Below are 12,110 nucleotides of genomic sequence, written 5' to 3' on the forward strand. Positions count from 1 at the left end.
GGTGCAGTCTTCCAGCGGCGGGTCAGACCGCGGCTTCGGGGACGGCGCGCCTGCGACCGGCGAGCAACGGCACCACGGCGGCGCGCACCCGCTCGGCCACCTCGTCGGTGTCGCCGTCCGCCTCGACCACGAGGTACCGGTCGGGGTCGGAGGCGGCCATCTCGCTCAGCAGCCGCTGCACCCGCCAGTGGTGCTCGGGCCCGATGCCCTTGCCGTCGGCCACCGGGCGGTCCAGCAGGATCGTCAGGTCGGGACGCAGGCGGCCGGTGGCCCAGTCGACCAGGCCTTCGAGCTCCTGGTGTTCCAACGAGCTGGTGGCGGTGAAGTGCGCCAACGGCGAGTCGACGTACCGCTCCATCACCACGACGGAACCCGAGTCCAACGCGGGACGCACCTGCCGTTCGACGACGTCGGCACGGACCGCGGCAGCCACGAGGGCCTGCGCGCGCACGCCCGCCAGTTCGGCCGACGACAGCATCGTGCGCAACCGGCGTTCGTCGTGCTCGGGATCGGCGGCCAGCAGCACGTCGAGCCCCTCCGCGCGCAACGCGGCGGCCAGGCGCCTGGCCTGCACCGACGTGTCCTCACGGGTGTCGCCCTCGACCGCGATCAGCATGCCCTTGGTGTGCCGTCGTCCCCGGATCGCCGCGAACAGCGACGACAACACCGGCTCCTCACGACGGTCGTCCATCTGCCGGTACGCGACGAGGCCCAGCACGATCGCGATCACCGCGCCGCCGAGCATCACCGGACGGCTCGCGTCGACCTCCATCGGGTGGCCGAACACGCTGACCTGCCGCTTCTGCAGCAACGTGAGCAGCAGCGGCGCGCCGGCCGAGGCACCGAACAGCACGACCTTCAGCAACGTCTGGATCAGGGCGACCGTGCGGCCGCGCATGTCGTCCTCGACCTGCGAGCCCACGATCGTGAGGCCCGTCAGGAACGCCACGCCCGCACATGCGCCGACCAGCGCCACCGTCAGCAGCGCGATCCACAGGTGCGGAGCGAACGCGACCAGCGCGAGCGAGATGCCGGCGAGCACGATCGTGACGCCGAACAGGCGGTTGTAGGCGAGGCGCTGGGCGAGCCGCGGTGCCGTCGCCATGCCGACCGCGAGCCCGAGGAACACGGCCACGAACAGCAGACCGAACGTCGAGGCGCCGCCCAGCAGCGACAACGCGTAGAGCTTGGCCGTGCCGATCACGACACCGGCTGCGGCGAACGCGCCGATCATGCCGATGAGCAGGCCGCGGACCAGCGGCGTCTTGCCGGCGAACCGCAGTCCGTCGCGGAACATCGCGATGAAGCCGAGCTTGTCCTGGTCGTCCTTCTTGCGGGCCGACGAGACGCGGCCGGACAGCTCCGGCAGGCGGGTCGCGACCAGGACCGCCGAGGTGAAGTACAGCAGGCCGTTGATCACCACCGCGATCGTCGCGATGCTGAACTCCAGGTTCCCGCCCTGCAGGTTCAGGTACGCGGGGATGCCCGAGATCAGCGAGTACAGGCCGAAACCGCTGATCGTGGAGATGCCGTAGGTCATCACGAGGCCGAGCTGGTTCGCCGACTCCACCTGGTCCGGGCGGCGCAGCAGGTTCGGCACCGCCGACTCCTTGGCCGGGATCCACAGCATCGCGCAGCAGCCGACCAGGAAGTTCGCGACGAAGAGCCAGATCGGCGAGCCGACCAGCGCGATCGAGATGAACAGCGACCCGCGCAGGACGTCGCAGACGACCATGACCTTGCGGCGGTCGAACTTGTCCGCGAGCACGCCCCCGATCGGCGCGAAGAGGATGCCGGGCAGCAGCTGCGTGAGCACGACGAGCGGCAGGGCGAACGACTGCCACTCGTAGCTCTTCATCATCGTCGAGACCAGACCGGTCAACGCGAGCAGTGACAGCCAGTCACCGACGCTGCACAGGTAGGTGACGAGCCAGAGCCGCCGGAACGGCCGGATGGCGAGTACCGATCGAAGCCGGTGAACCGTGGACACGCTGGACTGGGCCTGCCCTGCCTGGCCTGCCTCGGTCGCCGGTGTGTCCGCGTCCTGAATTTCCGTCACCCCTAAATCGCCACTCCCGTGCGATCAGCGTAACCGGATGTGGTGAGTCAGGTTGACGGACTCAGAACACGGCTAGCTGAAGATCGCTCCGAGGATGCCGACCAGGACCAGCACGAAGAACCCGATGACGACCAGGCAGCCGATGAACGCGGCCACGCCACTCGTCTGCTGCGCGGGCTGTTGTTGTTGCGGCGCAGGGTTTTGCGCCGGCACCTGGTAGGCGGGAGCGAACTGCTGCGGAGCGTACTGGTGCTGCGCGCGCGGCGCCCGGCCACGCGGCCGCCGCTGCTCCTGCTGCATCTGCGCGTGGATCGCCTGCCGCATCTGCTCGGTCGGCGCCGGAGGTGTCGGCACCGCCACACGTGAGCTGAACGACGTCCACTGAGGAGTGACGTAAGTGTCCGCCGTGACCAGACCGGCCAGCGGGTCCGGGTACAGCCGGGGAGGCGGCGGGGCCTGAGTCCCGTCGGGTCCGAACTCGTTGATCGGCACCGCCACCCCCTGCGACATCAGCTCTTGGTCTTGGCCGGAGCCTTCTTCGGCGCGGCGGGCTTCTTCGCCGCCGGCTTCTTGGCGGGGGCCTTCTTCTTGACCGGTCCCTTGGCGCGCTTCTCGGCCAGCAGTTCGGCCGCGCGCTCGTCGGTGATCGACTCGACGCTGTCGGTCTTGCGCAGCGACGCGTTCGCCTCGCCGTCGGTGACGTACGGGCCGAAGCGGCCCTCCTTGATCACCATCGGCTTGCCGGACACCGGGTCGTTGCCCATCTCGCGCAACGGCGGCGCGGCGGCCGCGCGACCCCGCTTCTTCGGCTCGGAGTAGATCTTCAGGGCCTCTTCGAGCGTGACCGTGAAGATCTGCGCCTCGTCGGTCAGCGACCGCGAGTCCGTGCCCTTCTTCAGGTACGGGCCGTAGCGGCCGTTCTGCGCGGTGATCTCGGCGCCCGTCTCCGGGTCCTTGCCCACCACGCGCGGCAGCGAGAGCAGCTTCAGCGCGTCGTCGATCGTGATCGTGTCGAGCGACATCGACTTGAACAACGAGCCGGTGCGCGGCTTCGGGGCCTTCGCCTTGGACTTCGCGGCCGTGCCGTTCTCGGCCGGTTCCGGCAGCACCTCGGTCACGTACGGGCCGAAGCGGCCCTCCTTGGCCACGATCTCATTGCCCGAGACCGGGTCGGTGCCCAGGGAGCGGCCCTCCTGCGGCGTCGAGAACAGCTTCTCGGCGATCTCGCTGGTCAGCTCGTCCGGCGCCAGGTCCTCCGGCAGGTTCGCGCGCTGCGCGGCCTCGTCGACCTCGCGCTCCAGGTACGGCCCGAAGCGGCCGACGCGGACGACGACCGTGCGGCCCTCGTCGTCGCTGAACAGCGGGATCGAGTTGACCTCACGCGGGTCGATGTCCTCGACACCCGTGCCGACCAGCTTCTTCAGCCCGCCGGAACGGCCGATCGAGCCGTCCGGGCCGACGTCGCCACCGAAGTAGAACCCGGACAGCCAGTTCGTGCGGCCCTGGCGACCTGCGGCGATGCCGTCCAGCTCGTCTTCCAGGGCGGCGGTGAAGTCGTAGTCGACCAGGCGGCCGAAGTGCTGCTCCAGCAGCCCGACCACGGCGAACGCGACCCAGGACGGGACCAGCGCCGCGCCCTTCTTCCACACGTAACCGCGGTCCTGGACCGTGCTGATGATCGACGAGTAGGTGGAGGGACGGCCGATGCCGAGCTCCTCCATCGTCTTGATCAGCGACGGCTCGGTGTAGCGCGAGGGCGGCGAGGTGGTGTGGCCGTCCGCGGACAGCTCCGCGATCGTCAGGTCCTGGTCCTTGACCAGCAGCGGCAGGCGCGACTCCGCGTCGTCCGACTCACCGCCGGCCTCGGCGTCGACGGTCTCGACGTAGGCCTTGAGGAAGCCGGCGAACGTGATCGTGCGGCCGGAGGCGGCGAACGTGACCTCCTGGCCCGTCGCGGCCCGCCCCTGGATGCGGATCGAGGTCGTGTTGCCTCGCGCGTCGGCCATCTGGGAGGCGATCGTGCGCTGCCAGATCATCTCGTAGAGCTTGAACTCGTCCGAGTCGAGCTCCGCGGCGACCTGGCCGGGCGTGCGGAAGACCTCTCCCGCCGGCCTGATGGCCTCGTGGGCCTCCTGCGCGTTCTTGACCTTGCGGGTGTACTGGCGCGGCTTGTCCGAGACGTACTGCGCGCCGTACAGGTCCGTCGCCTGCGTGCGGGCCGCGTTGATCGCGGTCTCCGACAGCGTCGTGCTGTCGGTTCGCATGTAGGTGATGTAGCCGTTCTCGTACAGCTTCTGGGCCGTGCGCATGGTCCGGTCCGCGGAGAAGCGCAGCTTGCGGCCCGCCTCCTGCTGCAGCGTCGAGGTCATGAACGGCGCGTACGGCTTGCGCGTGTACGGCTTCTCCTCGACCGAGGAGACCTTGACCGGCGCGTTCTCCAGCCCGGCGGCGATGGCGCGGGCCTGCTGCTCGTCCAGCACGACCACCTCGGCCTTGCCGGTGAGCTTGCCGTCCGAGCCGAAGTCGCGGCCCGTGGCGAGCCTCGTGCCGTCGACGGCCACGAGACGCGCGCCGAACTGACGCGGCGTGGCGTCCGCACCGGCGTCCATCTGCGCGGAGATGTCCCAGTAGCTCGCGGAGACGAACTTCATCCGCTCGCGTTCGCGCTCCACGACCAGACGCGTCGCCACGGACTGCACGCGGCCTGCCGAGAGCTTCGGCATGACCTTCTTCCACAGGACCGGGCTGACCTCGTAGCCGTAGAGGCGGTCGAGGATGCGGCGGGTCTCCTGCGCGTCGACCAGGTCCTGGTCGAGGTCGCGGGGGTTCGCGGCGGCGGCCTGGATCGCGGACTCGGTGATCTCGTGGAACACCATCCGGCGGACCGGGATCTTCGGCTTCAGGGTCTCGAGGAGGTGCCAGGCGATGGCCTCACCCTCGCGGTCACCGTCTGTCGCGAGGTAGAGCTCGTCGACGTCCTTCAACGCTTCCTTGAGCTCGGTGACCAGCGACTTCTTGTCGGCGGAGACCACGTAGAGCGGTTCGAAGTCGTGGTCGACGTCCACGCCGAGCCTGGCCCAGGACTGGCCCTTGAACTTCGTCGGAACGTCGGCGGCACCGCGCGGCAGGTCCCGGATGTGTCCCCTGGAGGACTCCACGACGAAGTTGCTGCCGAGGTACGAGGCGATCTTGCGCGCCTTCGTGGGCGACTCGACGATCACCAGTCGTCGGGTGCTGCCCCCGCCTCCGCTGCTCTTTCTCGTCCGTGTCGATCCAGCCACTCGCCGTCCCGCTCTCTTCCAAACCCGGTTCCCAGGCCCGCCAGTGTTGCCCAGCGTCGGCCGAAAAGCACACCTGTCCGTCATGTCTCCGCGACGCCCGTACGACGAGACAGAGTGACACAACCATGCCGGACCGCCCGCTCAGGCCGCCGGCCAGGTGCTCATCGCCACTCCCTGAGGAGGGCTTCCGACCAGCTCAGCGAGCCTTGCCAGCCGTCGCCGGCCGGTCACCCGCAACGCCGGTGCCCCTACCAGGGTGCACGGAAGTCCGGACGCGAGCAGGGCATTTTGCAACGGCAGGTGTGTCTGCGGTGCGTTGGGGTCCAAACCGAGCAGGTACGCGGACTCCATCCAGCTGCCCGCGGCCAGCGCCCAGACGCGCAGCACTGCTCCGTTCAGCTCGAAGTCGGACGGCACGGTCTTGCCCGATCCGGTCAGCCAGCGGGCGGCCAGAGGGGTGAGATCCGTGCGGAACGGCGTGCGGACGAAGTGCGTGCCCTCCTCGTTGACGCACAGCTCCGTGGTCACGCCGCGCTCGGTGCAGGCCTGCTTCAGGGGCTGGTGGCGCCACTGATCGCGCAGCTCGACGTAGACGCGGGCGGCCGTACCGCGCGCGAAGCTGACGGCCTGCCCCGGCCCGCAGAGGAAGCCGGCGAGGTCCGCCTTGGCCGGCGTGCGCGCCTCGGCCGAGAAGAAGGACAGCTGCCCAACCACGGCCGACAGCGTAGAACAGACGTTCGACTGTGACCAGTGGTGCGCCTGTGACTACGCCGGTCGAGCTACCCCGCCTTGAGCTCGTCGCACGCCGCCGCCCGGCCGATGGCGCCGGCGTACTTCGGCGACTTCTCGAGCGCGTCGAACGTCGCCCGCAGCTGCTCGGGGTTGCTCACCTGCGAGGTGTCGGCGAGCGCCTTCTCGGCGGCGTCCCAGAAGCCCGCGTTCGGTTCCAGGGCCGTGACCGGCGCTTTCGCCGCCTCGTAGGACCTGGCCGACTCGCCGACGTAGGTGAGCAGCCGCTCGTGCACGTCCTCCAGGTCGTCGGACGGCGGCCCGAGCTCCTTCAGCTTCTTCTCGGCCGCGGTGAACGCCGCCGCGTTGTCGTCCACGAGCTTCAGGTAGGCCGTCTTGACCGCCGCCGGGTCGGCCGCGTTCTGCGCCTGGAGCGCCTTGCCCGCCTTCAGACCGGGCACGAACGCGCCGCAGAAGGCGTCCACCCAGCCGCCCTGGGCGTCGCTGAGCGGCTTCTCCTCGTCGGACGCGCACGCGCTGGTCAGGACGGCGGTGGCGGCCAGCAGGGCGGCGATCAGGCGTGTCCTCACCCGGCTAGTTTCCCCTGGCCAGTTCCTGCCATCCCAAGCAGACCTGGTTCGCCCGGAACGCCTCGCCGTACTTCGGGACGTCGACGATCTGCTTGAAGAGCGCTTGGGCGTTCTCACTCGCGACCGAGATCATGATCTGCTCGTACCGCTCGGGGAACTTCGCGTCCGCACGCTCCGCCTGCAGGCGCACCGCCGCCTCGTCGAACCTCTTGGCCTCGTCGCGCAGCGCCTTGACCAGCCGTTCGTGCGGGTTCTGCACGTCGGACCCCAGCGGACCGAGTTTCTCCAGGTCGTCGGCCATCTTGCGGCCGGACGTGGCGGTGAGCTGAGCCCAGCCCACCACAGCCGTCCTCATCGCTTCCGGGCCTGGTGCCGCCTTGCTCGGGATGTCCCTGCGCGCGAGTTGCGTCACGCCCATCGGGCCGCAGTAGGCGTCGAACCACGCCGCCGGATCGGCGCCGGGCACGGTCACCGTCGTGGTGGTCGTGGGTGCGGCCTGCGGCACGGGAGCAGGCGGCGGCGTGCTGCCGCACGCGGCGAGAGCGGCCGCGCCCAGCACGGCCGCTACCAGGGAGAACTTCATGACTCCGCCAAGTACTTCAGAGGCCCGCAGAGGGGTTCTTCGTCAAAGGCCTTGCCGTAGGTGCTGCTCTTGGAGAACTGGAGGAACTCCTTGAGCACCTGTGCGTCCGCCGCCCCCGCCTGGTCGTCGAGGACCTGGCGGAACGCGTCGGCGTCGTCCGGCGTGCCCGGGATGAGCCGCTCGGCCGCGGCGTAGCCGTCCGCCGCCGAGCGCAGCGCGTCGATCACGCGCTCGTGCTCGGCCTCGGCCGTCGAGTTCGGCGGGCCGATCTCCGCGATCTCGTCCGCGATCTCCGTCAACGCCTTCGTGCCGGACGTGGCGACGTTCATCGCCGTGGTCCGCAGTGCCGCGGGGCCGGAGTTGCTCCACTTCTCCAGGTCGAGCTTGGCCCGGAGAAGTGGGCTGTAGCCGCCGCAGAAGGCCTGCGCCCAGTCCTGCGCCACGTCGAGCGAGGCGTTGGTGGGCGCAGACCTGTTGGCGCCGCAGGCACCGCCGAACGCGAGCAGCGCGAAGAGCGCCGCGACCAGTCGGGCCCCGGTCACTTGCCGAGCAGCGAGCCGAGCTTGGTGCGCATGTCGGTGCACTCGGGCGCCTTGGCGATGGCGTCCTTGAGCTTCGGGTCGCCGTCGAGCTTCTTGATCTGGTCGGAGAGCTTCGACGGGTCGGCGGAGTCGCCACCGATCTTCTCGACCTGGTCCATGAAGTCCGGCGCGGCCGCGTCGATCTTGCTGATCTGCTCGTGGACCGACTTGTACTCCTTGGCGCCCTCGCCGAACATCTTGACGAGCTCGTCGTGGACCGCCTGGTGCTCGGGGCCGGGCGCGCCGACCTCCTTGAGCTTCGTCTCGGTGTCGGCCATCGCCTTGCTGCCGGTGTCGAGCAGCTTGAGCATGCCCTCCTTGATGGCGGCCGGGTTGTCGGCGTTCGACGCGACGACGGTGATGAGCTCGACCGCACCCGTGAGGACCGGGGTGGTGCCGGCGCAGAACGCACCCGCCCACTTGATCGGGTCGGCGGCGGGCGCCGTCGTGGTGGTGGTCGTCGGCGCGGCCGAGGACTGCGAGGACGGCGTGGCGCTGCCGCCACAGCCGGTGAGGACCAGAGCCACGCCGGCGCAGGCAGCAGCGATCGACAAACGTGCGTTCACGATGATTTCCCCCAGAAACGTCTAACCGGACCGCCGAACAGTACACGTTCGGGCGATCCGGTCAGACGTGATTTCCGCTTGTCAGGTGGTGGGTGGCGAAGTCTGCAACGCCTTGCAGTTGGCCGCTTTCGCAGCGGCACCGCCGAGGCCCGTCTCGTTGAACTTCTTCTGCACGTCGGCGCCCGCCTTCTCCAGTTCGCTCGCCCGCCCCACCATCTCGGTGAAGGCGGCCACGACCTGGTTGACGTCGGTCGCCGAGTCGAGCTTCGACTTGGTGCCGGCGAGCAGAGACCTGATCTGACCCATGCCCTCACCGGCGGCGGTGGCCAGCTCCTTCGACTTCGGGTGCGGGCCGTCCTCGAGGCCCTTGAGGTCCGCGATCGACTTGTCGACGGCGGTGACCTTGGTGCCGAGCCACTCGGACATGCCGGTCTTGAGCGTGGACGGGTCGTTCATGTCGATCGGGGGCTCGTCGGACATGGCCTTCACGGTGCCGCCGACGGCACCGCAGACCTTGTCCATCCACGCCACGACGTCGGCCTCGTTCGGGGTGGCCTGCGTGGACGTGGACGAACCTCCGCTGCTGCACGCGGAGACCACGAGCAGACAGCTCGTCACGACTGCGATGACTGTGCGACGCATGGGCCGGAAGCTACTCCGCACGGCCCCGCTCAGCTCGTCGGCGTGACGTTGAGGCGCTGCATCTCCTGGCACTTGCCCGCGGTCTGCGTGGCCTTCTGCAGCTCGGGAACGCCCTGGAGGTCGCGCAGCGGGTCAGCGAGTTCGGAGAGCTTCGCGATGGCCTCACCGGCGGCCTGGATGCCGCCCGTGGCGTCGTTGCCGTCCGCCTGCTCGATCTTGGTCTTGGCCTCGGTGAACACCGTGCCGAGGGAGGTGAACGTCTCGGCCATCTTGTTCACGGCCTCCTCGCCACCCGCGACGGGCGACGGGCCGACGTTCTTGAGCCCCTCCGCCGACTTGGCGAAGGCGTCGGCGAGCTGGCCCATGTAGGCGGCCATCTCGGCCTTGAGCTTGGAGGTGTCCGCGGGATCGACCTTCGGGGCGGTCTTCTCGATCTTGGCGAACTCGGACGCGGCGGAGCACACCTTGTCCATGTACGCGACGGCTGCCGCGTTGTTGACGCCGCTCGAGGGCGTCGGGGAAGTGCCGGAGTTGCCGCCGTTGGTGCACCCGGCCAGCGCTAGGGCGGCAACAGCGGCAGTGGCGACGAGGCTGCGCCTCATGTCGGAACTCCTCGGTCGGGGTACGTCGGGGGATACCCGAACGTACCCCGGCCGGGGGTGCCGGACCTACGCGGCGCCGTTGCTCACGGCCTCCGCGGGGCTGTCCGTGATCGACGTGCTGCGCCGCTTCGACACGACGATCGCACCGACGATGATCAGCGCCGCGACGACCGCGATCAGGACGCGGATCGCGTCGGAGGCGCCGTCACCGATGGTGAAGGTGACGATGGCGGGCGCGATCAGCACCGAGACCAGGTTCATGACCTTGATCAGCGGGTTGATGGCCGGGCCGGCCGTGTCCTTGAACGGGTCGCCGACGGTGTCGCCGATGACCGTCGCGGCGTGGGCGTCGGAGCCCTTGCCGCCGTGGTTGCCGTCCTCGACCAGCTTCTTGGCGTTGTCCCAGGCACCACCGGAGTTGGCCAGGAAGACCGCCATGAGCGTGCCGGTCGCGATCGCACCGGCGAGGTAACCCGCCAGCGGGCCGACGCCGAGGCCGAAGCCGACGGCGATCGGGGCGAGCACGGCCATCAGGCCGGGGGTCGCGAGCTCGCGCAGCGAATCCCTGGTGCAGATGTCGACGACGCGGCCGTACTCGGGCTTCACCGAGTAGTCCATGATGCCGGGGTTGTCGCGGAACTGACGGCGCACCTCGAACACGATGGCACCGGCGGCGCGCGTCACGGCGTTGACCGCGAGACCCGAGAACATGAAGACGACCGCGGCACCGATGGCGACACCGACGAGCACGTTCGGGCTGAACACCACGAACGAGAACGACGACACGTCGCCGACGACCTCGCCCGTCTTGGCCACGGCCTGCTTGATGGCGTCGCTGTAGGAGCCGAACAACGCCGTCGCCGCCAGCACGGCCGTCGCGATCGCGATGCCCTTGGTGATGGCCTTGGTGGTGTTGCCGACCGCGTCGAGTTCGGTGAGGATCTGCGCGCCCTCGCCGTGCACGTCGCCGGACATCTCCGCGATGCCCTGCGCGTTGTCCGAGACCGGGCCGAAGGTGTCCATCGCGACGATGACGCCGACGGTCGTGAGCAGACCGCAACCGGCCAGCGCGATCGCGAACAGCGCGACGATGGCCGAACCCGAGAGCAGGAACGCGCCGTAGACGGCGGCACCGATGACCAGGGCGGTGTAGACGGCCGACTCGAAGCCGACCGAGATGCCGGAGAGGATCACCGTGGCCGCGCCGGTCCGCGAGGTCTCGCCGACCTCCTTGACGGGCTTGTGGTCCGTGCCGGTGTAGTAGCCGGTCAGCCAGAGGATGACGCCGGCCAGCACGATGCCGATGATCACCGCGACGGACGCGATCAGCGCCGGGTTGCCGCTGACGGCCTTGATCTCGTCGCTGATGCCGTTGAGGTCCGCGAAGGAGCTCGGCAGGTAGGTGAACGCCGCGATCGTGCACAGCACCGCGGAGATGACCGCGGAGATGTAGAAGGAGCGGTTGATGGCCGCGAGGCCGCTCTCGCCCGCCTTCGCCCGCGTCGTGTAGACGCCGATGACCGCGGTGAGCACACCGATCGCCGGGACGATCAGCGGGAACAGCAGGCCCTGGACGCCGAACGCGGCGGTGCCGAGGATCAGCGACGCCACGAGCGTCACGGCGTAGGACTCGAAGAGGTCCGCGGCCATGCCGGCGCAGTCACCGACGTTGTCGCCCACGTTGTCCGCGATCGTGGCGGCGTTGCGCGGGTCGTCCTCGGGGATGCCCTGCTCGACCTTGCCGACGAGGTCGGCGCCGACGTCCGCGGCCTTGGTGAAGATGCCGCCACCGACGCGCATGAACATCGCGAGCAGCGCCGCACCGAAGCCGAAGCCCTCCAGGACCTTCGGCGCCTGGCCCGCGTACACGAGCACGACGAGCGCCGCGCCGAAGAGGCCGAGGCCGACCGTGGTCATGCCGACCACGCCACCAGTGCGGAACGCGATGCGCGTCGCCTTTTCGCGACCGCCCTCTTCGTTCGCGGCGGCGGCGACACGCACGTTGGCGCGCGTGGACAACCACATGCCCAGGTAGCCGATGGTCGCCGAGAACGCCGCACCGACGATGAAGAACAAAGATCGACCGATTCGCTCGGCCAAATCATCTGCCGGGAGTGCGAACAGCAGTACGAACACGATCACGACAAAAATGCCGAGCGTGCGGAACTGCCGGTTGAGGTAGGCCGCTGCGCCCTCCTGAACCGCCTTGGCGATGTCCTGCATCTTGTCGGTGCCCTGGCCGGCGGCCAGCACCTCCTTGAGCAGCACGTACCCGACGGCGAGAGCAGCCAGGGCGACCACGGCGACCACGGCTACGACGCCGCGATCACCCCCGGAGAGCTCGAGGCCCTCCGCGAGGAAATGCCGGGACATCCGTCCTCCTGGTGAGTTGCCATGTGCAGCGCCAAGGCAGACCAGCCGCCCAGCGCGACGTGACGCATCCCTCATTGGATGCGATGAGCGGGGAGTCTAGGGGC

General features: G+C 69.4%; 11 protein-coding genes. All 11 read right to left on the minus strand.

Annotation, left to right across the window (positions count from 1 at the left end):
• Positions 1 to 22: 22 nt before the first annotated feature.
• Entirely contained in the window at positions 23 to 2,059 is a 2,037-nt protein-coding gene (locus QSK25_RS07585) for a bifunctional MFS transporter/dTMP kinase (RefSeq protein ID WP_285635383.1), read from the minus strand.
• Between the two features lie 72 nt (positions 2,060 to 2,131).
• The gene (locus tag QSK25_RS07590; protein ID WP_285635386.1) at positions 2,132 to 2,569 is read right to left on the minus strand and encodes a hypothetical protein; all 438 of its coding nucleotides are present in this window, start codon (positions 2,567 to 2,569) and stop codon (positions 2,132 to 2,134) included.
• On the minus strand, positions 2,569 to 5,340 hold the full coding sequence (gene topA / locus QSK25_RS07595) for a type I DNA topoisomerase (protein WP_285635389.1): 2,772 nt from the start codon (positions 5,338 to 5,340) through the stop codon (positions 2,569 to 2,571). The genes QSK25_RS07590 and topA overlap by 1 nt, the downstream gene beginning before the upstream one ends.
• A gap of 141 nt (positions 5,341 to 5,481) precedes the next feature.
• Positions 5,482 to 6,054, minus strand: coding sequence for a hypothetical protein (locus QSK25_RS07600; protein WP_285635393.1), 573 nt, complete (start codon positions 6,052 to 6,054; stop codon positions 5,482 to 5,484).
• Positions 6,055 to 6,119: 65 nt separating this feature from the next.
• Positions 6,120 to 6,659 carry a hypothetical protein gene (locus QSK25_RS07605; RefSeq protein WP_285635396.1) on the minus strand — a complete coding sequence of 180 codons (540 nt, stop codon included), beginning with the start codon at positions 6,657 to 6,659 and terminating at the stop codon, positions 6,120 to 6,122.
• Between the two features lie 4 nt (positions 6,660 to 6,663).
• On the minus strand, positions 6,664 to 7,242 hold the full coding sequence (locus tag QSK25_RS07610) for a hypothetical protein (RefSeq protein WP_285635399.1): 579 nt from the start codon (positions 7,240 to 7,242) through the stop codon (positions 6,664 to 6,666).
• A complete protein-coding gene (locus QSK25_RS07615; RefSeq protein WP_285635402.1) occupies positions 7,239 to 7,784 on the minus strand; it encodes a hypothetical protein in 546 nt (181 codons plus the stop codon). Before QSK25_RS07615 ends, QSK25_RS07610 begins: the two co-directional genes overlap by 4 nt.
• On the minus strand, positions 7,781 to 8,389 hold the full coding sequence (locus QSK25_RS07620; protein WP_285635405.1) for a hypothetical protein: 609 nt from the start codon (positions 8,387 to 8,389) through the stop codon (positions 7,781 to 7,783). The genes QSK25_RS07615 and QSK25_RS07620 overlap by 4 nt, the downstream gene beginning before the upstream one ends.
• An 81-nt stretch (positions 8,390 to 8,470) precedes the next feature.
• Positions 8,471 to 9,031, minus strand: coding sequence for a hypothetical protein (locus tag QSK25_RS07625; RefSeq protein WP_285635409.1), 561 nt, complete (start codon positions 9,029 to 9,031; stop codon positions 8,471 to 8,473).
• 29 nt (positions 9,032 to 9,060) lie between these two features.
• Complete coding sequence (locus tag QSK25_RS07630) at positions 9,061 to 9,633, minus strand: hypothetical protein (protein WP_285635412.1); 573 nt, start codon at positions 9,631 to 9,633, stop codon at positions 9,061 to 9,063.
• 66 nt (positions 9,634 to 9,699) lie between these two features.
• A complete protein-coding gene (locus QSK25_RS07635) occupies positions 9,700 to 12,006 on the minus strand; it encodes a sodium-translocating pyrophosphatase (RefSeq protein ID WP_285635415.1) in 2,307 nt (768 codons plus the stop codon).
• Between the last annotated feature and the right edge of the window lie 104 nt (positions 12,007 to 12,110).

The sequence above is a fragment of the Lentzea sp. NBRC 102530 genome, from assembly GCF_030269365.1.
Lineage (GTDB): Bacteria > Actinomycetota > Actinomycetes > Mycobacteriales > Pseudonocardiaceae > Lentzea.

Excerpts from the sequence above, each read along its gene's own strand:
- QSK25_RS07590 (WP_285635386.1), bottom strand. The coding sequence starts at position 2,569 with ATGTCGCAGGGGGTGGCGGTGCCGATCAACGAGTTCGGACCCGACGGG.
- QSK25_RS07625 (WP_285635409.1), bottom strand. The coding sequence starts at position 9,031 with ATGCGTCGCACAGTCATCGCAGTCGTGACGAGCTGTCTGCTCGTGGTC.
- QSK25_RS07630 (WP_285635412.1), bottom strand. The coding sequence starts at position 9,633 with ATGAGGCGCAGCCTCGTCGCCACTGCCGCTGTTGCCGCCCTAGCGCTG.
- QSK25_RS07610 (WP_285635399.1), bottom strand. The coding sequence starts at position 7,242 with ATGAAGTTCTCCCTGGTAGCGGCCGTGCTGGGCGCGGCCGCTCTCGCC.
- QSK25_RS07635 (WP_285635415.1), bottom strand. The coding sequence starts at position 12,006 with ATGTCCCGGCATTTCCTCGCGGAGGGCCTCGAGCTCTCCGGGGGTGAT.